The organism is Flavobacterium sp. DSR2-3-3, assembly GCF_049896585.1.
Classification (GTDB): Bacteria; Bacteroidota; Bacteroidia; order Flavobacteriales; family Flavobacteriaceae; genus Flavobacterium.
In genome coordinates this window covers 15,649-39,006 of the sequence record NZ_JAFCUP010000001.1, presented here as the reverse complement: position 1 = coordinate 39,006, position 23,358 = coordinate 15,649, and the positions used below count along the sequence as shown (strand labels likewise).

Annotated in this window: 18 protein-coding genes and 1 pseudogene; 16 read left to right on the top strand and 3 right to left on the bottom strand. The window is 34.5% G+C overall.

Annotation, left to right across the window (positions count from 1 at the left end; translation table 11 throughout):
- Positions 1-301: 301 nt before the first annotated feature.
- The 13 genes and pseudogenes from ACP7AQ_RS00175 to queA all read left to right on the top strand — a co-directional run bounded on the left by ACP7AQ_RS00175 (position 302) and on the right by queA (position 15,401).
- Positions 302-1,129, top strand: coding sequence for a prephenate dehydratase (locus ACP7AQ_RS00175; protein WP_426093863.1), 828 nt, complete (start codon positions 302-304; stop codon positions 1,127-1,129).
- Between the two features lie 50 nt (positions 1,130-1,179).
- Positions 1,180-2,328 (top strand): aminotransferase class I/II-fold pyridoxal phosphate-dependent enzyme, encoded by a 1,149-nt coding sequence (locus tag ACP7AQ_RS00170; RefSeq protein WP_426093861.1) that lies wholly within the window; start codon positions 1,180-1,182, stop codon positions 2,326-2,328.
- Positions 2,329-2,473: 145 nt separating this feature from the next.
- The gene (locus ACP7AQ_RS00165; protein WP_426093859.1) at positions 2,474-3,331 is read left to right on the top strand and encodes a prephenate dehydrogenase; all 858 of its coding nucleotides are present in this window, start codon (positions 2,474-2,476) and stop codon (positions 3,329-3,331) included.
- 126 nt (positions 3,332-3,457) lie between these two features.
- Positions 3,458-4,540, top strand: coding sequence for a chorismate mutase (locus tag ACP7AQ_RS00160; RefSeq protein ID WP_426093857.1), 1,083 nt, complete (start codon positions 3,458-3,460; stop codon positions 4,538-4,540).
- Between the two features lie 141 nt (positions 4,541-4,681).
- A complete protein-coding gene (rsgA, locus tag ACP7AQ_RS00155; RefSeq protein WP_426064433.1) occupies positions 4,682-5,659 on the top strand; it encodes a ribosome small subunit-dependent GTPase A in 978 nt (325 codons plus the stop codon).
- Between the two features lie 30 nt (positions 5,660-5,689).
- Positions 5,690-6,049, top strand: a pseudogene (locus ACP7AQ_RS00150) (four helix bundle protein).
- 49 nt (positions 6,050-6,098) lie between these two features.
- On the top strand, positions 6,099-6,551 hold the full coding sequence (dtd, locus tag ACP7AQ_RS00145; protein ID WP_426093855.1) for a D-aminoacyl-tRNA deacylase: 453 nt from the start codon (positions 6,099-6,101) through the stop codon (positions 6,549-6,551).
- Between the two features lie 47 nt (positions 6,552-6,598).
- Complete coding sequence (locus ACP7AQ_RS00140) at positions 6,599-8,509, top strand: DUF3857 domain-containing protein (RefSeq protein WP_426093853.1); 1,911 nt, start codon at positions 6,599-6,601, stop codon at positions 8,507-8,509.
- A 4-nt stretch (positions 8,510-8,513) separates the two neighbouring features.
- Complete coding sequence (locus ACP7AQ_RS00135; protein WP_426093851.1) at positions 8,514-10,529, top strand: DUF3857 domain-containing protein; 2,016 nt, start codon at positions 8,514-8,516, stop codon at positions 10,527-10,529.
- A 4-nt stretch (positions 10,530-10,533) separates the two neighbouring features.
- Positions 10,534-12,531 (top strand): DUF3857 domain-containing protein, encoded by a 1,998-nt coding sequence (locus tag ACP7AQ_RS00130; protein ID WP_426093849.1) that lies wholly within the window; start codon positions 10,534-10,536, stop codon positions 12,529-12,531.
- Positions 12,528-12,854, top strand: coding sequence for a nucleotide pyrophosphohydrolase (locus ACP7AQ_RS00125; RefSeq protein ID WP_426064428.1), 327 nt, complete (start codon positions 12,528-12,530; stop codon positions 12,852-12,854). The genes ACP7AQ_RS00130 and ACP7AQ_RS00125 overlap by 4 nt, the downstream gene beginning before the upstream one ends.
- Before the next feature lie 100 nt (positions 12,855-12,954).
- Positions 12,955-14,187, top strand: a complete 1,233-nt coding sequence (gene aroA / locus ACP7AQ_RS00120) for a 3-phosphoshikimate 1-carboxyvinyltransferase (RefSeq protein ID WP_426093847.1) — start codon at positions 12,955-12,957, stop codon at positions 14,185-14,187.
- A gap of 164 nt (positions 14,188-14,351) precedes the next feature.
- Positions 14,352-15,401: a tRNA preQ1(34) S-adenosylmethionine ribosyltransferase-isomerase QueA gene (gene queA / locus ACP7AQ_RS00115; RefSeq protein WP_426064426.1), complete on the top strand. Its 1,050-nt coding sequence runs from the start codon at positions 14,352-14,354 to the stop codon at positions 15,399-15,401.
- Between the two features lie 359 nt (positions 15,402-15,760).
- Here the strand turns inward: queA and ACP7AQ_RS00110 are convergent, their stop codons facing one another.
- Positions 15,761-16,495 (bottom strand): SIMPL domain-containing protein, encoded by a 735-nt coding sequence (locus ACP7AQ_RS00110; RefSeq protein ID WP_426093845.1) that lies wholly within the window; start codon positions 16,493-16,495, stop codon positions 15,761-15,763.
- Positions 16,496-16,677: 182 nt separating this feature from the next.
- On the opposite strand from ACP7AQ_RS00110, the gene kynU reads away from it, so the two are divergent.
- Complete coding sequence (gene kynU / locus ACP7AQ_RS00105; RefSeq protein WP_426093843.1) at positions 16,678-17,964, top strand: kynureninase; 1,287 nt, start codon at positions 16,678-16,680, stop codon at positions 17,962-17,964.
- 92 nt (positions 17,965-18,056) lie between these two features.
- Positions 18,057-18,491, top strand: a complete 435-nt coding sequence (locus tag ACP7AQ_RS00100; RefSeq protein ID WP_426093841.1) for a YMGG-like glycine zipper-containing protein — start codon at positions 18,057-18,059, stop codon at positions 18,489-18,491.
- A gap of 78 nt (positions 18,492-18,569) precedes the next feature.
- Here ACP7AQ_RS00100 and ACP7AQ_RS00095 read toward each other — a convergent pair whose 3' ends face one another.
- Together ACP7AQ_RS00095 and ACP7AQ_RS00090 are read right to left on the bottom strand one after the other, a co-directional pair.
- Positions 18,570-20,102 (bottom strand): cryptochrome/photolyase family protein, encoded by a 1,533-nt coding sequence (locus ACP7AQ_RS00095; protein ID WP_426093839.1) that lies wholly within the window; start codon positions 20,100-20,102, stop codon positions 18,570-18,572.
- A gap of 3 nt (positions 20,103-20,105) precedes the next feature.
- On the bottom strand, positions 20,106-20,747 hold the full coding sequence (locus ACP7AQ_RS00090) for a flavin reductase family protein (protein WP_091204178.1): 642 nt from the start codon (positions 20,745-20,747) through the stop codon (positions 20,106-20,108).
- Between the two features lie 166 nt (positions 20,748-20,913).
- Between ACP7AQ_RS00090 and ACP7AQ_RS00085 the strand changes: the two genes are divergently transcribed.
- Positions 20,914-23,304 carry a penicillin acylase family protein gene (locus tag ACP7AQ_RS00085; protein ID WP_426094290.1) on the top strand — a complete coding sequence of 797 codons (2,391 nt, stop codon included), beginning with the start codon at positions 20,914-20,916 and terminating at the stop codon, positions 23,302-23,304.
- Positions 23,305-23,358 lie beyond the last annotated feature (54 nt).

The following is a 23,358-nucleotide window of genomic DNA, read 5'->3' as shown; positions in this document are numbered from 1 at the left end:
AAAGTCTTTTTTTTAAACATTATATAATTAATAACCAGTTTTTTAGCGAATCCCCTTTTTGTTCAATAAAATCTCTTTTTTTTTTGGCTTAACTGGAAATTATTAATACATTCGCATAGCAATCAATACAAAAAAACATTGTCATGTTGAGTAACCGATTTTATTTTAGCAACTCTTATTATTTCTTCTGGAAAGTAGAAAGGGATTGTTATATGGTTATTTGATTATAAAATTAAATTGATACTATAAATATACAATCCCGATGAAAATCGGGATTTTTTTTTGCTTAAAAGCGTGTAAAATGAATGAAATAATTGGAATACAAGGTATAACGGGTTCTTTTCACCATCAGGTGGCACAAGAATATTTCAATCAGGATGTTGTTGTTGATGAATGTTTGTCCTTTGAAGAACTAGTAGATAACCTGCTTTCCGGCAAATCCGATCAGGCAGTTATGGCAATAGAAAATTCGATTGCGGGTCCAATTATTCCGAATTACGCATTGATCGACAAAAATAATTTACACATTATAGGAGAACATTATTTAATAATTCACCAAAATTTAATGGCTTTAAAAGGCCAAAAAATGGAAGATATTCAGGAAGTACATTCGCATCCTATGGCTATTTTGCAATGTATGGAATTCCTTAAAAAATATCCAAATATAAAATTAGTCGAAGATAAAGATACTGCCGAAACGGCGCGTAGAATTGAGGAAAAACAATTGAAAGGAATTGCCGCAATCGCTAGTAAAACAGCTTCTGAAATGTATGATTTGGAAATTTTGGCTCCGGAGATTCAAACGATTAAAAACAACATGACACGTTTTGTGATTATCAAAAAGGAGAATTCATTTGTTCCGGAAAACGAAATCAACAGAGCGTCCATTAAATTTGAATTGGATCACAAACGAGGCAGTTTAGCAGCAGTTTTAAATGTAATGAGCGATTGCAAATTGAATTTGACCAAAATACAATCGTTACCAAAAATAGAAACGCCTTGGAAATATTCGTTTTTTGTGGATGTTACTTTCGAAAAATATGAAGATTATGCAAAAGCAAAGTCACTATTGATTATCATGGCTGAGTATTTCAAAGTATTAGGCGAATATAAAAATACAAAATTATAATTAGCGGACAGTTACAAAATTGAAAGTCAAAAGAATTTTAAAATTTACAAATGATTACTACAGCAAAACGTCTCGATATAATTGAAGAATACTATTTCTCCTCAAAACTAAGAGAAGTAAGACAACTAGCTTCTGAGGGTAAACCAATTATCAATATGGGAATTGGAAGTCCAGATTTACAGCCGTCACAAGCGGTTATTGATGCAATGGTTCTTGCTATGAAAGATGAAAATGCGCATCAATATCAGAGTTATCAGGGATTGCCGGAATTGCGACAGGGAATGGCTGAATTTTATCAGAACAACTATCAAGTAGCGTTGAACCCAGCTAATGAAATTTTACCTTTAATGGGTTCCAAAGAAGGAATTATGCATATTTCATTAGCCTTCTTGAATGAAGGAGATCAGGTATTAATTCCTAATCCGGGTTATCCAACGTATACTTCGGTGACTAATCTTGTGGGAGCTGTTCCAGTTTATTATGATTTAAAAGCGGGGAACAACTGGGAGCCTGACTTTGAAGCTTTAGAGAAATTAGATTTATCGAAAGTAAAAATCATGTGGATTGGTTACCCACACATGCCAACTGGAGCAAGAGGAAGTTTGAAATTGTTTGAGAAGTTGGTGGCTTTCGCCAAAAAGCATAATATTTTGTTGGTGAATGATAATCCGTATAGTTTTGTTTTGAACGATAATCCGATGAGTTTGTTGCAAGTGGAAGGCTCAAAAGACGTGGCTTTAGAATTAAATTCGTTGAGTAAAACGTTTAATATGGCGGGCTGGAGAGTTGGAATGGTTGTAGGAAATGCAGCTTGTATTGATGCTGTACTAAAAGTAAAAAGCAACATGGACAGCGGAATGTTTTACGGGATTCAAAAAGGAGCAATTGAAGCTTTGAAAAGTGACAAATCTTGGTTTGAATCGATGAACGCGATTTATAGAAAACGCAGAATTCTAACAGAACAACTGGCGGAGAAATTAGGCTGTAAAGTTTATAAAGATGGAGTTGGATTATTTGTTTGGGCAAAATTGCCGGACGGAATCACATCGGCGGAGAAATTCATTGACGAAATTTTGTATGACAAATCAATTTTCATTACGCCGGGAACAATTTTTGGAAGTAATGGTGAAGGATATATTCGATTTGCATTGTGTGTAAAAGAAGAAAAAGTACAGGAAGCTATTGACAGATTTACTTAAAAAACAGCTGTTTTAGGAAAAATAAACGTCTGAATAACGAGATGCCCTAGCCCTGATAGTAGAGAAAATCCTTTCTAGTCCTGAACTTGTTTCAGGACTAGAAAGATTGCAACGGATAGCAGGATTAGCTACAAAAAAATAAGAAATGAAAGTATTTGTAATAGGAATAGGATTGATAGGTGGTTCGATGGTATTGGACATTAAAACGCTGCATCCGGAAGCAATAATTTACGGGATTGATAACAACCAAAGTCACTTGGCGGAAGCCATAGCTTTAGGAGTTGTTGATGCTGGTGCAACATTTGATGATTTATTTGATGCAGATTTTGTAATTGTTTCGGTTCCTGTGGATGTTGCATTGCTAGTTTTGCCAAAAGTTTTGGATGTAATCGGGGATAATACGATTGTCTTTGAAGTTGGTTCTACTAAAATGCCCATTTGCGAAGCGGTTGCCAATCACCCCAAAAGGAGGAATTTCATAGCCACGCATCCTATAGCAGGAACGGAGTTTTCAGGACCTTCGGCGGCGATAAAAGGATTGTTTCAAGGCAAAACAAATATTATTTGTGAGGTGGAGAAGACCACTTTTAAATTACAAGAAAGGGCTTTGGAGTTATTTAAAGCACTGGGAATGAGAATTCGGTACATGGATCCAAAATCACATGATAAGCACATCGCGTACGTATCGCATTTATCACATATTAGTGCGTTTATGCTTGGAAAAACGGTAATCGATAAAGAGAAACACGAGCAGGATATTTTTGATATGGCGGGTTCCGGTTTTGAAAGTACGGTTCGTTTGGCCAAAAGTTCCCCGGCGATGTGGACGCCTATTTTTAAACAAAACAGGAAGCAGGTTGTAAAAACATTGGAGGAATACATTTCGAATTTATCAAAATTTAAAGAATTATTAGAAAAAGAAGATTACGAAGCAATTTACAATGAAATGCAAAGTGTCAATAAAATAAAAGAAATATTAAACGGAATTAATGTAAAAAAGTGATCAGTGTTAAGTCACAGTTTACAGTAAAAAATAACAACACAGAATAAAACAATTAAATAGTAACAATCATCCATTTACAGCTCCCTTCCCTTCGGAGAGGGCTGGGGTGGGGAAAAATTAGAAAAGATGGAAAATAAGAAAGAAATGAGAAATTGGTTGAATGAATTCAATTTGACTCATCCATTTGTGATCGCGGGACCTTGTAGTGCTGAAACAGAAGAGCAAGTATTGAAAATTGCCCATGAATTGAAAGATTCAGATGTGAGTGTTTTTAGAGCAGGAATTTGGAAACCAAGAACGCGTCCGGGAGGATTTGAAGGAGTGGGAGAAATAGGGTTGAAATGGTTGAAAAAAGCTAAAGAACAAACCGGATTGCTGATGGGAACGGAAGTGGCAAATGCGGCTCACGTAAAATTAGCTTTGGAATATGATATCGATGTATTATGGATTGGTGCCAGAACGACCGTAAATCCTTTTGCAATGCAGGAAATTGCAGATGCTTTAGCAGGAACTAAAAAAATCGTATTGGTTAAGAATCCGGTAAATCCAGATCTTTCGCTATGGTTGGGTGGAGTTGAGCGCTTGTACAATGCAGGAATTGAAAAATTAGGGGTGATTCATAGAGGTTTTTCTACTTACGAAAAAACAAAATACAGAAACATTCCAGAATGGCAGATTCCTATCGAATTGCAAAATAAATTCCCTGATTTGCCTTTAATTATTGACCCGTCTCACATTACGGGAGATCGTAAGATGATTCTTGAAGTAACGCAAGAAGCTTTGGATTTGAATTATGACGGTATGATCATCGAAACACATTATGATCCGGACAATGCGTGGAGTGATGCTGCACAACAAGTGACGCCAGATGCTTTGAAACAAATTTTTATTAATTTGAAAGTAAGAAAAGTAAATGATGCATCTGTAGAATTCACTCAAAAAATGACGAAATTGAGAACGAATATCGACATCTTGGATGAGAATTTGTTAGACTTACTAGGAAAACGGATGAAAGTAGCAGAAGAAATTGGTAAAGTAAAAAAAGACGCTAACGTTGCCATTCTTCAAAATACGCGTTGGAATGAAATCCTTGGAAAAATGATTTTGGAAGGTGAGAAAAAAGGATTGACGGAAGAATTTGTATTGAAAATGTTCAAAGCGATTCACCAGGAAAGTATTGGTCACCAAGAAAAAGTATTGAATGCTTAATTAGTACTTTTTAAAAATAAATAAATCCCTGCAGCTTATTTTTATGTTGCGGGGATTTTCTATTTAAAGACAAAAATAAAAACTTTGCACTTTATCCTGAAGTGTCGGGATAAACTTAAAACAAAATTTTACCTTTGCACTATGACAGGACTCGTTTACAAATCTACAGGAAGTTGGTACACCGTAAAATCTGAACAAGGTGATTTTATTGAATGCCGTATGAAAGGAAAATTCCGAATAAAAGGAATCAAAAGCACCAATCCTATTGCTGTAGGTGATCTTGTTGATTATGAACTGGAAGAATCATCCGATACTGTTACGGGAACCATTCATAAGATTCATGACAGAAAGAATTATATCGTTCGGAAATCAGTGAATTTATCACACCAAATGCATATTATTGCGTCTAATATTGATCGGGTTTTTTTGTTAGTTACTATTAATAATCCGCCAACGACTTTTAATTTTATTGATCGCTTTCTGGTTACTGCCGAAGCGTATGGAATTGAAACCATACTGGTTTTTAATAAAATTGATACTTTTGATGACGCCACGCTGGATGAACAATTGTACATGCAACATGTGTATCAGGAAATAGGGTATAAGTGTTTGCGTGTTTCTTCGACAGAAATGAAAGGAATTGAGGAGTTAAAAGCAATGATGATTGGCAAAGTGAGTATGTTCTCCGGACATTCCGGTGTTGGAAAATCGACTTTGGTAAATGCGATGGAACCTTCTTTACATTTAAAAACGAAGACAATTTCTGAAGCAAGCAAGCAAGGACAACACACGACGACTTTTGCAGAAATGTATGATTTATCTTTTGATGCTAAAATTATTGATACACCAGGTATCAAAGGTTTTGGAATTGTCGATATGGATGCAGCCGAAATCAGTGGTTATTTTCCGGAATTTTTCAAATTGAAAGAGCAATGTAAATTTAATAATTGTTTGCATAAAGACGAGCCGCATTGTGCAATCAAAGCTGCATTAGAAAAAGATGAAATCGCCTGGTCCCGTTACAGAAGTTATCTGAAAATTTTGGAAGGTGATGATGAAAATTACCGAACGGATATTCACAATGAAGATAGAATAATTAGTGATAAAACCAGGGAATAATTATGAATTGTAAATGGTGAATTATGAATTATGGCAAGTAATATTATAAAAATAAAATCATTTGATTTTGCTTTACGAATTGTAAAATTATATCAATTTTTAAGTACTGAAAAGAAGGAATTTGTTTTAAGTAAACAATTATTACGCAGTAGTACTTCAATTGGTGCACTAGGAAGAGAGTCAGAACACGCGTAAAGTAAGTCAGATTTTATTCATAAACTCTCTATTGCACAAAAAGAGGCTAATGAGAGTGATTATTGGATTGAATTATTGTTTCAGTCCGAATATTTAAGTGAATCTCAATTTAAATCTCTAAATTCTGATATAATGGGGATTAATAAAATCCTAGCTTCCATAATTATTTCAACCAAAAATAATTTAAAAAAATAATCATGAATATTCACCATTCATAATTTATCATTCATAATTTATAATTATTTTGAAAGTAGTAATCCAAAGAGTTTCGTCAGCCTCCGTAACAATCGATAATAAAATTGTTGCCGATATTCAGAAAGGATTATTGGTTTTGGTTGGAATTGAAGATTTAGACAATCAAGAAGACAGTAATTGGTTAGCTTCAAAAATAGCCAACATACGTATTTTTGGAGATGAGAATGACGTGATGAACTTATCTGTCAAAGATATATTCGGCGATATTATTGTTGTAAGTCAATTTACGTTGCATGCTTCCACCAAAAAAGGAAATCGACCTTCCTATATTAAAGCTTCAAAACCAGAAACAGCCATCCCATTATATGAAAATTTTGTAATTCAGTTAGAAAAAGAATTGGGTAAAAAAGTACAAACTGGCGTTTTTGGTGCGGATATGAAAGTACTTTTGTTAAATGATGGTCCTGTAACGATAGTAATTGACAGTAAAAACAGAGAATAAGTTTTCTTTAATCGAAAAATTCTTATATTTTTGACAAAAAGAATTTTATGATCTTTAAAAATATCTCTTTTCTATTTGTGTTTTTTACTTCTTTTGTTTTTGCTCAAAAGATTGATTATAAATCTTTAAACATTTCTGATAGCTTAAAAGAAAATGCTAATGCTGTTGTTCGTCTAAATCAAATAGACATAATTATTGCTTCACAAAGAAGCATGAATATCATCACTAAAAGAGTGATTTTGGTTCTGAATGAAAAAGGTCTTAGTGCAATTGACGCTACTGAAAGTTATGATAAAAGGACCAATATCAGAAATATCGAGGCAACTGTGTATGATATTTCAGGAAAAGAAATCAAAAAAATTAAGCGTAAAGATTTTAAAGACCAAAGTGCAGTTGATGGCGGTACCCTTTTTTCGGATAACCGTTATCTTTATTTAGATTATACTCCTGTCCAATATCCGTTTACAGTAGTTTTTGATAGCGAGATAGAAACTTCTAGTACGGCTTTTATTCCGAAATGGTATCCTTCAAGCGATTATTTTGTAAGTGTTGAAAAAAGTATTTTGAATGTAAAATATCCTGATAATTTAGGTTTTAAGAAAATGGAATTCAATTTTTCTAATTCCAAAATTGATAAAACCATTGATACTGCAACGCAACTTTCATATACTGCCACTAATATGATCGCTCAAAAACAAGAAGATTACAGTCCTGTTTATAGCTCTATTTTTCCAAAAGTGATGATGGGATTAGAGTTGTTTCATCTTGAAGGAGTAGACGGAAATGCAACGACTTGGAAGGAGTTTGGACAATGGTATTCTGATAAAATTTTATTTGGAACAACTGATTTGCCAGATGAAACTAAAATCAAAGTAAAAGCTCTTGTTGGAGATGAAAAAGACCCAATTAAAAAAGCAAAATTAATTTACAATTTTGTACAACAAAAAGTAAGATATATAAGTATTCAAGTTGGAATTGGCGGATGGAAACCTATGCTTGCAAGTGATGTGGATCGTTTGGGATATGGAGATTGTAAAGCATTGACTAATTATACTAAGGCCTTATTGGATGTGGTAAATGTGCCATCTTATTACACTATTCTTTATGGAGATAGGAAAAAACTAAGCATTCAGTCTGATTTTGTATCCATGCAAGGCAATCACGTTATTTTGTCTATTCCAAATGGGAATAATTATACTTGGTTAGAATGTACCAGTCAAGATGATCCCTTTGGATATCAAGGCATTTTTACAGACGACAGAGAGGTTTTAGTCATAAAACCGGATGGAGGCGAAATTGTTAGAACCAAAGTTTATGAAGATAATGGAAATACTCAAATTAGCAAAGGAGAATATGCTTTATCAGCAAAGGGAGATTTCTCTGGAAAAATAGTAATTGTTTCAGAGGGATCACAATATAGTCAAAAAGCACCTATTGAACATGTACAGCCAACGGAAAAGGAAGCACATTATAAAGAATATTGGGATAATATCAATAATTTGAAAATCAACAAAATATCATTTTCGAATGATAAAGATAAGATTCGGTTAGCTGAAAATATTGAAATTAATGCAGTGAATTATGGTAACCTTTCAGCGAATAAATTAATATTTGTTGTAAACGCGTTCAACCAGACAAATGCTAATATCAAGAGAATAAGAAACCGTAAAAATCCTTTAGAAATACAAAGAGGTTTTTTGGACGAGGATGAGATAATTATAACTCTTCCTTCTGGTTTTTCTACTGAATTTTTGCCTGGCAATTATGAACTGAACAGTAAATTCGGTAATTATAAAACGGAGATTATAAAAAAGGATAACGCTGATTTAGTTTATAAAAGAACCTTATTCGTCAAAAAAGGATTGTATTCAAATAAAGAATATGATGAGTACCGTCTTTTTATAGAAAATATTTCTAAAAATGATAATGCCAAAATTATTCTAACCCAAAACCAATAAAATTATGAAATGTAACCAACTATTGTTGACTCTTTTTTTTACTTTATCTTTTTTTAATGGCAAAGCGCAAGAATTTAAACTAGGAAAAGTTTCAGTTGAGGAGCTTCAAGAGAAAAATCATCCAACAGATTCTGCTGCCGTAGCTGCTATTCTCTTCGAAAAAGGAGCAGTTAATTTTGAGTATAATCAAAATGATGGTTTTATAATGATTACGGAGGTTACAACTCGTATTAAAATTTATAAAAAAGAAGGATACGATTGGGCAAATAAAGCGGTAAGGTATTACATTGGAGCTAATGCGAAAGAAACGGTTTTTATCTCGGATGCTATTACTTATAATTTAATAGATGGTAAGATTGAAAAGACAAAACTAAAAAGTGATGGTGAGTTTGATGAACAAGTTAATAAATATTGGAGACGAAAAAAAATCACTATGCCAAATGTTAAAGTAGGCTCCGTGGTTGAATTTAAATATAAAATTCGTTCATCCCGTTCTAGTGAATTAACAGAATGGAGTTTTCAATCTAGTATTCCTGTGAACTACTCTGAATTTAAAACTTTTATACCGGAGTATTTTGTGTACAATCCAAACATAAAAGGCTTTATTTCTCCGAAAATCACCAAGGAGAATAGCAGAAAATCTTTAAGTTATGCTTACAGACCAGAAGCAAGTCCGGGAGAGAGATTGGGTAGTTCTTCTTCCCAAGAAAAGTTAGAATTTTCAGAAACGAGAACTACTTATGTTACAGAAAATCTTCCTGCGATGAAAGAAGAAGCTTATGTGAATAATATTGCAAACTACACTACAAGTGTTTCTCATGAACTTTCTGTTGTAAAATTCCCGAATCAACCTTACAAGACGTTATCTACCGATTGGGAATCAGTGACTAAAACAATTTATGATTATGATGATTTTGGGGCTGAATTGAATAAAACGGGATATTTTGAGGAAGATTTAAAGGTTGTTATTGCAGGGCTTTCTTCACCAGAAGAAAAGTTCTTAGCAATTTTTAATTATGTAAAAGAAACTGTAAAATGGAATGATTATTATGGTTATTCCTGCAACGATGGGGTGAAAAAAGCATATAAAGACAAAATAGGTAATGTAGCCGAAATTAATTTGATGCTTACAGCCATGTTGCGTTATGCGGGCTTAACTGCAAATCCTGTTTTAGTGAGTACACGTTCTAACGGAATTGCATTTTTCCCTAATAGAACTGCTTTTAATTATGTTATTGCTGCAATTGAAACGCCAAAAGGATTGGTATTACTGGATGCTACGGATCGCTTTTCAACTCCAAATATTCTACCTTTGAGGGCTTTGAATTGGGTAGGAAGACTAATACGGAATGACGGTACTTCGGTAGAAGCAGATTTAATTCCTAAAGCGCCATCAAATGATGTAGTAATGATGAACTACGAGATTGATACTAATGGACAAGTTTCTGGAACGTTGAAACGTCAAAGAACAGATTATAATGCGATTATTTTCAGAGAAAATATTAAGGATGTTACAGAAGATGCTTATCTCGAGAAGTTAGAGAATGATAACAATAAAATAGAGATAAGTGAGTATTCAAGAACAAATGAAAATGATTTAAAGTTTCCAATTGTGGAAAATTTTTCATTTTCGGGTTCAAATTTTAGTGAGAACATTGGTGGTGCAATTTATATAAATCCACTGCTGTTTTTTGTTGAAGAACAAAATCCTTTTAAACAAGAAAACAGGGCTTATCCTGTGGATTATGGATTTCCTTTTATCGATAGATATACCGTTACAATTAAAATCCCAGAAGGTTATAAAGTCGAAACAATTCCTGCTCCGCTACTTTTAAATATGGAGGATAATTTGGGAGGATTTAAATTTATGATAAATACAACTGGCAACTCGATTCAGTTAGTAGTAACGCATCAAATAAACGTACCAATCGTTGTTGCAGATTATTATCCAATGTTAAAACAATTTTATCAAAAAATGATTGAAAAGCAAAACGAGAAAATAGTACTTAGAAAAGTATAATCCAATGAAAATTATCAAAGTTGTTCTTGCCCTATTCTTGGTGACATTTACACCCGAGACAAAAGCTCAGAATTTTGAAATCGGAAAAGTATCAATTAAAGAGCTTTCAGAAAAGTTTCATCCCCAGGATACCACCGCAACTGCTGCCATTTTGACAAAAAAGGCAAGGACTTTTTATAGTTATAATTTAAAAAATGGTTTTACGGTAAATCATGAATATTGGTATCGCATCAAAATATATAAGAAAGAAGGCTTGAGTTGGGCAAATTTCCAAGTTCCTTATTATGTAGGATATGAAGATTTGAATGATGAATCTGTAAAATTTTCTAATGCAGTAACGTATAACTTAGAGAATGATGCTGTAGTAAAAACGAAGTTAAATAATGAAGGCTCTTTCAAGCAAAATGTAAACGAATATTGGAGCCAAGCCACGATATCTATGCCAGATGTAAAAGTAGGTTCGGTCGTAGAATTTAAATATATCCTGAAATCTGAAAACATTGTAAAATTTCCCGTTTTTGAAAATCAGTACGACATTCCTGTTAACTATTCAGAATACCTTACTGAAATCCCGGAAATTTTTATTTACAAGTCAGTTTTAAAGGGGAACTTAAAGGTCAAATCAGATGCAAAATTCGTCAATGGAAATCAAAGCTATGATGATCAGTACAAAAGAACGGCCAGTTTAAGTTACAGACAAATTAATACGACCTTTGTAACTGAAAATATACCAGCAATAAAAGAAGAAGATTATGTTGATAATTTTAAAAACTATACATCCTCTATTCAAAATGAATTAGAAAGAACTCGTTTTCCGGAACAACCTGTCAAAGATTATTCCATAACCTGGGAAGGGGTTGCCAAAATCATTTTTGAAAATAAAGATTTCGGTAAGCAACTGGCTGAAAGACAATATCTTATTCAAGATCTTAAAATAATACTTGAAAATTCCGTATCTCAAGAAGAGAAGTTAAGCATCATTTTTAAATTTGTTCAAAGCAAAATGAACTGGAATATGGAATACGGCTATTTTACTGAAAAAGGAGTAAAACAGGCCTATCTAGACAAAACAGGTAATGTGGCTGAAATAAATTTTATTTTAATTGCGATGTTGAAATTAGCAGGAATAAATGCTGATCCTGTTTTAATAAGTACCATAGCGCACGGCATTCCTTCTTTTCCTAACCGGACAGTGTTTAACTATGTAATTGCTGCGGCAGAAATAGAGGGAAAACAAATTCTATTAGATGCAACGCATAAATATACCACACAGAATATCTTGCCATTGCATGCCTTAAATTGGACGGGGCGACTCATTAAGCAAGACGGGACTTCTCAAGAGATCAATCTTGTCCCAGCAATACCCTCCAAAGTCTATTACACCTTGATGACAAAAGTTGATCCTTCAGGCCAAATCACGGGCAAGTTTAGAGTTCAAAAAATGGACTACGAAGCATATCGTTTTAGAGAAAAGAATGCCAAACAAAATGAAGATAATTATTTGGAAATAGCGGAAAATAATTGGGACGGCATAGAAATCAAAGACTACAGTATCGAAAATAGAGATACTGATATGTCAAAACCAGTTATAGAAACTTTTACTTTTGCATCTGAGAATCATTGTGAAATTATAGGAGGCAAAATGTTTATTGATCCACTGCTGTTTTTTACAATAAAGAAAAATCCATTTGTGCAGGAGAAAAGGGAAATGCCAATTTATTTTGGTTATCCAAAGCAGGAAAAATACACTATAAATCTGGAAATCCCTGAGGGATATATGGTAGATTCCTTTCCCAAAGCGATGAAGATAGTATCTGAAGATAAGGTGCTCTCGTTTGTAATTAATGCTCAAACAGACGGAAATAAAATTCAAATTATTATTGCAAAGGAAATAAATGCAGCAATTTTGTCAGCAGAGTACTATGATGATTTAAAAAGTTTTTTTCAAAAAATTATTGATAAACAGAACGAGAAAATTATACTTAAAAAAATTGAACCATGAACTTAAAAAATTCCCAGCTCGACGTTGACACTTGGATCAAAGAACACGGCGTTCGCTACTTTAACGAATTGACCAATATGGCGCAACTTACTGAAGAAGTGGGGGAAGTAGCCCGAATTATAGCCCGTCGTTATGGAGAGCAATCCGAAAAAGAAAGCGACAAAAACAAAGATCTTGGCGAAGAATTAGCCGATGTGGTTTTTGTGGTGTTGTGTCTGGCGAATCAAACCGGAATCGATTTACAAGCCGCTTTCGATAAAAAGATGGAATTAAAGTCCGTTAGAGACAAAGACCGTCACAAAAACAACGAAAAACTCAAATAATTTGTCAAGTATAAATTATGAATTATAAATGTGGAATGGTAAATTGCGAACTTGAATTATACCACTCATAATTCATAATTCACAACTCATAATTACCTACATGAATTTAAAATTAAGCACGAATTCACAATTCACAATTGATAATTCACAATTAAATATCACCGGCTCAAAAAGCGAAACCAATCGTTTGCTATTATTACAAGCGTTGTTCCCCAACATCACTTTGGCTAATGCTTCAAACTCTGATGACAGCGAAGTGATGCAAAAAGCATTAAAAGGAAATGAGGAAATAGTAGATATTCATCATGCGGGAACGGCAATGCGTTTCCTGACGGCTTATTTTGCGTTAAACGAAGGTCGCGAAGTAGTTTTGACTGGTTCTCAAAGAATGACGGAACGCCCTATAAAAGTGTTGGTGGAAGCCTTGGAACAATTAGGCGCGAAAATCTCTTACGAGAAAGAAATTGGTTATCCGCCCATTCGAATCAGCGGAAAAAAAATTACGGCTTCTAAAGTTTCTATCCCTGCAAATGTGAGCAGTCAATACATATCAGCATTATTATTAGTAGCGCCAAAACTGGAAAACGGTATCGAAATCACTTTGGTTGGCGAAATCACTTCGGTTCCTTATATCAAAATGACATTGGCTTTACTGAATGATTTGAATATTAAAACCAGTTTTGAAGGAAATATAATTACTGTTTATCCAAAACAGGAAGTGGTATCGAAAGTAATGATTGTAGAATCCGATTGGAGTTCTGCTTCGTACTTTTTTAGTTTGGCTGCTTTAGCTGAAAATGCAAGAATTTCACTGACCAGTTATAAACAAACCAGTTTGCAAGGTGATTCGGCTTTGGTTGAAATCTACAAACAATTGGGCGTCGATACACATTTTGAAGAAAACAAAATGACTTTGGTGAAACAGTCTGATTTTAAACCTAAACCTTTAATCTTAGAATTAAATAATACGCCCGATATTGCCCAAACAATTGTCGTTACTTGCCTTGGATTAGGAATTGGCTGCCATCTCACAGGACTTCATACATTGAAAATAAAAGAAACGGACCGACTTGAAGCACTACGAATTGAGCTTACAAAACTAGGAGCGAATATATCCGTGACCAATGATAGCTTGACGCTTGTGGCTTCAGAAGAAATTAATCCTAATATTAAAATTGCCACCTATAATGATCACAGGATGGCGATGGCCTTTGCACCATTAGCTTTAAAAGTACCAATTATTATCGAAAATGCAGAAGTAGTTTCTAAATCATACCCTGATTTTTGGGAAGACATGAAGAAGTTAGGATATAATGTGTTTGAAATTTTGTAAATTAATTTTCACTTAGTGCCTTTGCGCCTTTGTGGCAGGCGCCTTTTAAAAATAAACAGCAAAACACTTGACAACGCCTATCTCACAATCGTATATTTGCACACGATTATAATTTATTGAGGCTTAACTCATAACTTATAATTCATAACTTATAACTTTTTAAGATGAAATTATCACATTTTCAATTTGATTTACCAAAAGAACTTCTTGCCGAATATCCAGCTGAAAACAGAGACGAAGCTCGTCTAATGGTTATTGATCGTAAGAAAGGAACTATAGAGCATAAGATGTTCAAAGATGTTATCGATTATTTTGATGACGGAGATGTTTTAATTCTAAATAATACCAAAGTTTTTCCAGCGCGATTATATGGAAATAAAGAAAAAACCGGAGCAAGAATCGAAGTTTTTTTACTTAGAGAATTGAATTCTGAGCAAAGACTTTGGGATGTTTTAGTTGATCCGGCACGTAAAATCAGAATTGGTAACAAATTATATTTTGGAGATGACGACTCGTTAGTGGCTGAGGTTATCGACAATACAACTTCTCGTGGTAGAACATTGCGTTTCCTTTACGACGGTTCTTACGAAGAATTCAGAAATAAATTAACAGAACTTGGAGAAACTCCAATTCCAAAATACATTTCTAGAGACGTAACTCCGGAAGATGCGGAACGTTACCAAACTATTTATGCCAAAGAAGAAGGATCTGTTGCAGCACCAACTGCAGGATTGCATTTCTCGAAACATTTATTGAAAAAACTGGAAATTAAAGGAATTAAATTTGCCGAAGTAACCCTTCACGTAGGTTTAGGAACTTTTAATCCAGTTGAGGTTGAGGATTTATCAAAACACAAAATGGATTCTGAGGAATTAAAAATTACTCAGGAAGCGTGTGATATTGTGAATGAAGCCAAAGCTAAAAAGAAACGTATTTGTACCGTGGGAACGACCTCTATGCGTGCAGTTGAAAGTTCAGTATCTTCACAAAACACGTTAAATCCTTTTGATGGATGGACAAATAAATTCGTTTTTCCTCCTCATGAATTTACGATTCCAACGTGTATGATTACCAATTTCCACACGCCAAAATCTACTTTATTAATGATGGTTTCCGCATTTTGCGGACATGATTTAATGAAAAAAGCATACGCAGAAGCAATCGAAAAAGAATACAAATTCTATTCTTACGGCGATGCGATGTTAATTATTTAATCTGAATTCAGTTCAGATTCTAAATAACAAAATCTCGTCAGTAATGGCGAGATTTTTTTGTTTTATTCTATGCGAAGCTTGATTAGGGTATGCCCCGCGGAAAAAGCGGGTCGGGCTGTACGCTGTATCTTTATTTTCTTAAAGAAAGAAAAATAAAGGATGCCGCTTCCATCCCTCACACAAAACGTTTTGGAAATTTGAAAACTTTTTGTATCCATTAAAAATTTTTAAAACTGTATTTAAATTTTATAATTGAATAACACTGTGTAAGTCGTTCGCTTTGTCAAGTCGAGCGCGGTCGAGACTCAACAAGGAGTATTGACTGCGCTCGACTTATCATGTATTCTGAAACCTTAAATCTAATTCACTTGATACACCAATCGCACGGTGATATTAGCTGTTTTGTTTTTGGATTGCGTGTTAAACGAACCGCCATAAGAAAAATCTTCCGATGAGTTTTGATCCGTAATCTGAAAAACACCCATATCCGATTTTTTTAAATTTCCTAAACTCGCATCTGCATTTTCAGCAATACTTTTAGCTCTAATGCTGGCGTCTTTTGTGGCTTCGGCAATCATTTTTATTTTTAACTCGGCTAGCTTTGTATAATAATATTCTGGTGGAGACGAATAGAATTCCACACCTGAGTTAATCAGTTCACTGGATTGTCTCGATAATTCTTCAATTTTATTCACTTCCTTAGATTGGATGCTTACACTTTGTGTCAATGTAAAACCAGTAAAAATTTGCTGTCTTGTAGTCCCGTTTTCATTAAACGTAGTTTCAAAATCTTTGTTGAAATTTACCGCTGAGAAAACCATTTCATTCGGCGCAATTCCTTTGCCGAATAAATAACTTTTTATTTTTTCTCTATCAGCATCAAGTGCCGCGTAAGCTTCTTTCAACGTCATGCTTTTTTTAGAAAAAGAGCCGCTCCAAACAATCAGATCCGATACGAAATCTTTCTTCCCCGATCCGGTAACACTTATGGTATCATTACTTTTATTTCGATTCTGAAAAGCATTCGAAAATAAATAGGAGGAAATTACCACTGCGATGGCAATAATAATGACGTTTAAACTGTTTTTAAGCATGGCTAAGAATATTAAATTCAATCAAATATACTCAAATAATGAGTTGTTTCTTAATTCCAAATCGTATTGGATTACTATTTTTTTACACTCGAAATATTAATTCTTGTATGAGTTGTCAATCGCCTTAAAGTCTTTTATCTATCGGTCATTTTTTACTACTTTTACAAATCAAAATACAAATCATGACATTCGAAAATACTCTTGAATTTGCAAAAAAACTGGATTCACAAGATCAATTACACAAATACCAGGATGAATTTATTTTCCCACAGGTAAATGAAAAAAAGGTGATTTATTTCACCGGAAACTCGTTAGGATTACAACCCAAACGAACTAAAGCGTATGTAGATGAAGTGATGAATGATTGGGCAAACCTCGCAGTTGAAGGACATTTTTACAGTGAAAAACCTTGGTGGGATTATCACGAACGATTTGCAAATCCGTTGAGTAAAATTGTTGGTGCGCTTCCTAGCGAAGTTACGGTGATGAATACATTGACAGTAAATCTTCATTTATTGATGGTTTCTTTTTATAGACCTACAAAAACCAGATATAAAATTATTTGTGAAGAAAAGGCATTTCCATCGGACCAATATATGTTTCAAAGTCAGGTTCATTTCCATGGTTATAGACCTGGAGATGCAATTGTGGAAATTAAGCGTCGCGATGGTGAACACAATATTCGTTTAGAAGATGTTTTAGCGAAAATTGAAGAGGTAGGCGAAGAGCTGGCTTTGGTTTTAATTGGCGGGGTCAATTATTACACGGGACAAGTATTTGATATGAAAACCATAACCGCCGCAGGGCATCAAGCGGGAGCTTATGTAGGATGGGATTTAGCGCATGCTGCGGGAAATGTAAAACTGGAATTACACGATTGGAATGTGGATTTTGCAGCTTGGTGCAGTTATAAATACATGAATTCAGGTCCTGGAAATGCTTCTGGATGTTTTATTCATGAAAAACACCATAACAATAACGATCTGCCAAGATTTGCGGGTTGGTGGGGACATAATAAAGAACGTCGTTTCAAAATGGAACAGACTTTTGATCCCATACACGGAGCCGATGGTTGGCAAATCAGTAATCTTCCGGTACTTTCTTTAGCGCCTTATTTAGCATCAGTAGACATGTTTGATGAGATTGGAATGGACGCTTTAATCGCAAAGAGAGACACGATTACTTCCTATTTAGAATTTATTCTACACGAAATAGACAAAGAGGTGGATAGTAGTTTTGAAATTATAACACCGGCAAATCCTGCGGAAAGAGCTTCGCAATTATCAGTTTTACTTCATGGAGAAGGGCGCAGTATTTTTGATTATCTGATGAAAAATGGTGTAATTACAGATTGGCGTGAACCTAATGTAATCAGATTGGCGCCGGTACCATTATACACGTCCTTTGAAGATATGTATATGTTTGGTCAAATTTTGAAAACAGGGATTTTGGAAAAAGCAGGTCTTTGAGTAATGTAAATAATAATTGGTAAAATGTAATTACATTTTGCCAATTTAGCCGTTACTTTGTTGAGTTACAAATTTAAAAAAAAATTAAAATTATGAAAGCATTATATTTTATACTGATTACTGCAGTTATTGTTTCTTGTCAAAATCAAGGAAAAATGGAAATTGAAAAAGCAAAATTAGCCACAGTAGATTCCATGAAAGTTGAAATGGAGAAGCAAAGAATTATTGATTCTATGCAGGTTGAAATGGCTAAAATTGAAGAGGCCAAAATAGAAACTCAAAAAGAAATTGTTGTAGTTAATCGCCAATCGCCAAGTTCTACCACAACGACTACTAGTGCTACGACTACAAAAAAGAAAGGGTGGAGCAGTACCGCTAAAGGAGCCGTAATTGGTGCAGGAGTTGGAGCTGCAACAGGAGCTATAATCAGCAAGAAAAAAGTGCAAGGAGCTATAATTGGTGGTGTTGCAGGTGCCGGAATTGGTGCCGGAACCGGAGCAATTATAGACGGAAGCAAAAAAGAATAGATTTATTTTTTGTAGATAGTGAAGAGTGTTTAAGTTCATGTAGAATTTAAACACTCTTTTTTTTTGGCTGGTTTTCGTTTAATAGGAATCCATGTTTTCAATAATTTCGTTTGCCTTTACTTTAATTTTATACAATTCTTCGGGATTTATTTTTTTTAATAAATTCAGCATCATTCCCATGCGTTGGTTACCTTTGAAATATTCTTTTTTCTCATCTAGGAAATTCCAGTACAGCGTATTGAAAGGACACGCATTATCACCAAATTTTTCCTTTACATTGTAGTGGCATTTGGCACAATTATTACTCATTTTATTGATGTAACTTCCAGAGGAAACGTACGGTTTTGTGGCAATAATTCCACCATCAGCATATTGTGACATGCCGCGGGTGTTGGGCATTTCGACCCACTCAATCGCATCGATATACACTCCCAGATACCATGCGTCTACTTCATCAGGATGAATTTGTGTCAATAACGTAAAATTTCCTATCACCATAAGGCGTTGGATGTGATGAGCGTAAGCTTCGTCTAAACTTTGATTGATTGCGTGGCTCATACAACTCATTTTGGTTTTACCCGTCCAGAAAAAATCAGGTAGCTTGTTTGTGTTTTTTAAGACGTTCTTTTGAGCGTAATTGGGCATTTCTTTCCAATATATTCCCCGGATGTATTCGCGCCAGCCTAAAATTTGTCTTACAAATCCTTCTACTTGTGAGAGTGTTATTTCAGCTTCATTTGCATGATAAAATGAAATAACGGTCTCGATTACTTCTTTTGGCGAAAGCATTTTACTGTTCATGGCAAAAGACAAACGGGAATGGAAAAGGAATTTCTCATCGGTGTGCATCGCGTCTTCATAATCACCAAAATGCTTCAACAGATTTTTGCAGAAATATTTTAAAACTTCCAAAGATTGCTCTTGGGAAGTAGGCCAACTGAAATTATCAAGATTGATGTTTCCAAAAGTGATTATTCCGGCTTCTTTTATTTGGGCGACAATTCCGGAAACATTGGCGTGGAAACTTTTTTCCGTCGGAATTGGAACTTCCCCTTTGTATTTTTTGCGATTATCAGCGTCAAAGTTCCATTGATTGCCCTCTGGAATTGCTCCATCCATCAACACATGGTGTTTTTTACGCATGCTGCGATAAAAATTCTCCATCAGTAATAACTTCTTTCCCTCAAAAAAATCGGATAATTCGTGGCGTGTGGTATAAAAATGTTCCGAGTCAAAAGCTTCTGATTCGATTTTTAGATTGGAACAAATCGTTTTTAATTGCTGGTCAAGTCGATATTCATCAGGTAATTGGTATTCGAATTTTTCAATATTATATTTTTCGATACAAACGGCAATTAATTTTTCTAAATCCTGTGGATTCTCTGCATCGGTAATTTGAAAATAGACGGCTTGGTGGCCATTTGCTTTTACAGTCGAATAAAAATTTCTCATCGACATGAAAAATGCCACTACTTTTTGAATGTGATGCTTTACATAATCCGTTTCCTGACGCATTTCTGCCAGAAGATAAATCGTGTCTTTGTCACATTCCTGAAACCATGAATGTTCTGTATTTAATTGATCGCCAAGGATTAATCGTAATTTTTGCATTTACTATTTTTTAAAAAATGAAGTAGTGGGAATTTCTTTTCGGGCATATTGAAAACGATCCACTAATTTTGGCAAACAATATCCATCAAGTCCGTTTAATGCTACAACATTTCCTCTGTCAATTTGTAACCAGCCGTCTTTATGTTCTAATTCTTCTTCAAAAAATAGATTTTCAATCGAAGCAATCACATGAATTGTGTCGTTTTCTTTAATGTAATATTCATTTAAATATTTGCAATACAATTGCACCGGACTTCCTTTGACGAAAGGGATTTTAATATCATTTTTATATTCTTCTTCCAGATTTGTTTTGTCAAATTCGGAAATGCCCAGTTCATAATTTGCAGAAGTGTGGTGCGCATCCTCAATCATATCAACCGTTATGTGGTTTACGGTAAAGTATCCTGTGTCTTTGATATTCTTGTACGTATCTCTGGGAACAGTTGTGGGGCGCATGATAAATCCGATCATGGCAGGATTGCTTCCCAAATGGGTCACGCTGCTAAAAATGGCAACATTTGATTTTCCGTCAAGGGATTTTGTGGCAAGCAAATTAGCCGATTTATAACCAGTGCAGGAATTGATTAAATTTAATCTTTCGATTTTTTCCATTTGAGAAATAGCGTCTCTAGAAATGTGTTTCATGTGTAGTCATATTTGAAACAAATATACTTTTTGTTTAATTAAATAAGAAATAAATTAAACAAAATATTACAATAATTTATTAAATCGATTTTGAAATAGTACATTGAAATAAATAGTTTTAATTCACTTCCAAATCCTATATATTTGTTTTTCAATTTATCCAATGATGAAAATACTTAAAAAATTACTTCTCGTTTTAGTCTCGTTAGTTTTTGTTTTAGTGGTAACGGTTCTTATCTATGGTTTTTATTTAAAACCAAAATATGAAGGTGAGTTGCGCTTGAAAAATATTCAAAATGAAACTACCGTATATTTCGATGAATTTGGCGTTCCCCATATTTATGCGGTTTCTTCAAAGGATGCAATGGTGGCTTTGGGTTATGTGCACGCGCAAGATCGATTGTGGCAAATGGAATTGATGCGGCGTATTGCGCCGGGACGATTATCAGAAATATTTGGTTCGGTTGCACTGAAAAGCGACAAATTCTTTGCGGGATTGGGAATCGAAGAAGCTTCCGCAAAAGCAATCACGGCTTTGGATAAAAACAGTCCAAGTTACCAATTGACAATGGCTTATTTAGATGGGATTAATCAATATATGGATGAAGGAACAACGCCAATAGAGTTCAGTTTGGTGGGCGTTAAAAAAGAAAAATTTACGATTAAAGACGTTTATAATATTTTTGGATACATGTCTTTTAGTTTTGCAATGGCGCAAAAATCTGATCCGTTATTGACTGATATTCGAAACAAATATGGAATGGAATACCTCAAGGATTTTGGAATTGATGGTTCTTTTAACACGACAAAAATTAAAAATTCCAAAGACCGACCGCAAGAATACGCCGCTATTTCAAAATCTGTAGCACAACTTTTAGAGCAGTCGCCAATTTCGCCTTTTATAGGAAGTAATAGTTGGGTTATTGCTCCAAAGAAAACGAAAAACGGAAAAGTTATTTTTGCTAACGATCCACATATTGGGTTTTCGCAGCCGGGAACTTGGTATGAAGCGCACATTGTTACTCCGGAATTCGAGTTGTACGGCTCCTACTTAGCGGGAACTCCGTATCCGCTTTTGGGGCACAACAGAGAATATGCGTATGGTTTGACTATGTTCGAAAATGATGATATTGATTTGTACCAAGAAGAGAATAATCCGGCTGATGCCAATTCTTACAAAATACCCAATGGCTTCAGTGCCTATAAAATACGAAAAAAAACAATCAAAGTAAAAGATTCAGCTGACGTTGTTTTGAATGTGAAAATTACTCGCCATGGACCTGTTATGAACGACTTGATTGTTGGTTTACAACAAGACAGACCTGTTGCAATGTCATGGATTTATACGCAACAACCCATTCAAATTCTCGATGCGGTGTATGCACTTTCGCATGCTAAAAATAAAGCGGATTTTCACAAAGGAGTTTCGCTTATCGCTGCGCCGGGATTGAATGTAATGTATGGCGATGCCAAAGGAAATGTGGCTTGGTGGGCAACAGGAAAATTATACAAGCACAAAGAAGGAGTGAATCCTAATTTTATTCTGGATGGAGCCAGTGGCAAAGATGATATAAAAGAATTTTTAGATTTCTCCAAAAATCCTTCGGCGGTGAACCCAAGATGGAATTATGTGTATTCCGCCAACAATCAGCCCGAACCTATTAACGGTTTCTTATATCCCGGTTATTATCTTCCAGAAGATCGTGCCAAACGAATCACGCAATTATTAAATCCAAAATCAGATTGGGATATGGTTGCGGTTGGAAAAATGATTTTCGATAATACATCTTCTGTGGCACCAAAAGTTGTTAAGGATTTAATTTCAAATATAAATCAGCAATCCCTTTCTGCAAATGAAAAACAGGCTCTTATCGTTTTAAAGGACTGGAAAGGATCTAATAATCTCAATGATGTGGCTCCAACAATTTATAATAAATGGATTTTTAATTATTTAAAAAACACTTTTGAAGATGAACTTGGTGCTGAAAATTTCAAGATGTTTTTAGGAACACACATCATGAAGCAAATTATCGCAAAACAAATCACGAATGAAAAATCACTTTGGTGGGATAATGTTAATACTAAAAAGGAGAAAGAAACGAGAAGCCAGATTGTCTCAAAATCATTCAAAGAATCGATAATAGCGTTAGAAAAACAATTAGGAAGTTCTGTTTCGGATTGGACTTGGAATAAAGTGCATACTGTCGAACATCAGCATCCGTTGGGAAAAATAGCGGCCTTAAGGAGTATCTTCAATGTTGGCCCTTTTGAAGTTTCTGGTTCTACTGAAGTAATCAATAACCTGTTTTTTGATTTTACGGATGATGGGAATTACATCGTAAAAGGAGGCCCTTCAACAAGAAGAATTATAGATTTCTCTGATATAGAAAACAGCTGGAGCATACTACCAACTGGACAGTCTGGGAACCCAATGAGCGCGCATTACAGCGATCAAGCGGAGTTGTATAATGCCGGTAAATTCAGGAGGATGAAGCTAAATAAAGAAGAGATTGTCAGAACTGCAACAAAATTGGTTTTTACCCCACGTAAAAAATAATTGTTTTTAAAGTGCCGAAGATAATAATTCAGTAATTTTGCCTAACTTTTGATA

Excerpts from the sequence above, each read along its gene's own strand:
- ACP7AQ_RS00175 (WP_426093863.1), top strand. The coding sequence starts at position 302 with ATGAATGAAATAATTGGAATACAAGGTATAACGGGTTCTTTTCACCAT.
- ACP7AQ_RS00125 (WP_426064428.1), top strand. The coding sequence starts at position 12,528 with ATGAACTTAAAAAATTCCCAGCTCGACGTTGACACTTGGATCAAAGAA.
- ACP7AQ_RS00095 (WP_426093839.1), bottom strand. The coding sequence starts at position 20,102 with ATGCAAAAATTACGATTAATCCTTGGCGATCAATTAAATACAGAACAT.
- rsgA (WP_426064433.1), top strand. The coding sequence starts at position 4,682 with ATGACAGGACTCGTTTACAAATCTACAGGAAGTTGGTACACCGTAAAA.
- ACP7AQ_RS00135 (WP_426093851.1), top strand. The coding sequence starts at position 8,514 with ATGAAATGTAACCAACTATTGTTGACTCTTTTTTTTACTTTATCTTTT.
- queA (WP_426064426.1), top strand. The coding sequence starts at position 14,352 with ATGAAATTATCACATTTTCAATTTGATTTACCAAAAGAACTTCTTGCC.
- ACP7AQ_RS00100 (WP_426093841.1), top strand. The coding sequence starts at position 18,057 with ATGAAAGCATTATATTTTATACTGATTACTGCAGTTATTGTTTCTTGT.
- ACP7AQ_RS00090 (WP_091204178.1), bottom strand. The coding sequence starts at position 20,747 with ATGAAACACATTTCTAGAGACGCTATTTCTCAAATGGAAAAAATCGAA.
- ACP7AQ_RS00165 (WP_426093859.1), top strand. The coding sequence starts at position 2,474 with ATGAAAGTATTTGTAATAGGAATAGGATTGATAGGTGGTTCGATGGTA.
- ACP7AQ_RS00110 (WP_426093845.1), bottom strand. The coding sequence starts at position 16,495 with ATGCTTAAAAACAGTTTAAACGTCATTATTATTGCCATCGCAGTGGTA.
- ACP7AQ_RS00085 (WP_426094290.1), top strand. The coding sequence starts at position 20,914 with ATGAAAATACTTAAAAAATTACTTCTCGTTTTAGTCTCGTTAGTTTTT.
- ACP7AQ_RS00160 (WP_426093857.1), top strand. The coding sequence starts at position 3,458 with ATGGAAAATAAGAAAGAAATGAGAAATTGGTTGAATGAATTCAATTTG.
- ACP7AQ_RS00170 (WP_426093861.1), top strand. The coding sequence starts at position 1,180 with ATGATTACTACAGCAAAACGTCTCGATATAATTGAAGAATACTATTTC.
- ACP7AQ_RS00130 (WP_426093849.1), top strand. The coding sequence starts at position 10,534 with ATGAAAATTATCAAAGTTGTTCTTGCCCTATTCTTGGTGACATTTACA.
- kynU (WP_426093843.1), top strand. The coding sequence starts at position 16,678 with ATGACATTCGAAAATACTCTTGAATTTGCAAAAAAACTGGATTCACAA.
- ACP7AQ_RS00140 (WP_426093853.1), top strand. The coding sequence starts at position 6,599 with ATGATCTTTAAAAATATCTCTTTTCTATTTGTGTTTTTTACTTCTTTT.
- aroA (WP_426093847.1), top strand. The coding sequence starts at position 12,955 with ATGAATTTAAAATTAAGCACGAATTCACAATTCACAATTGATAATTCA.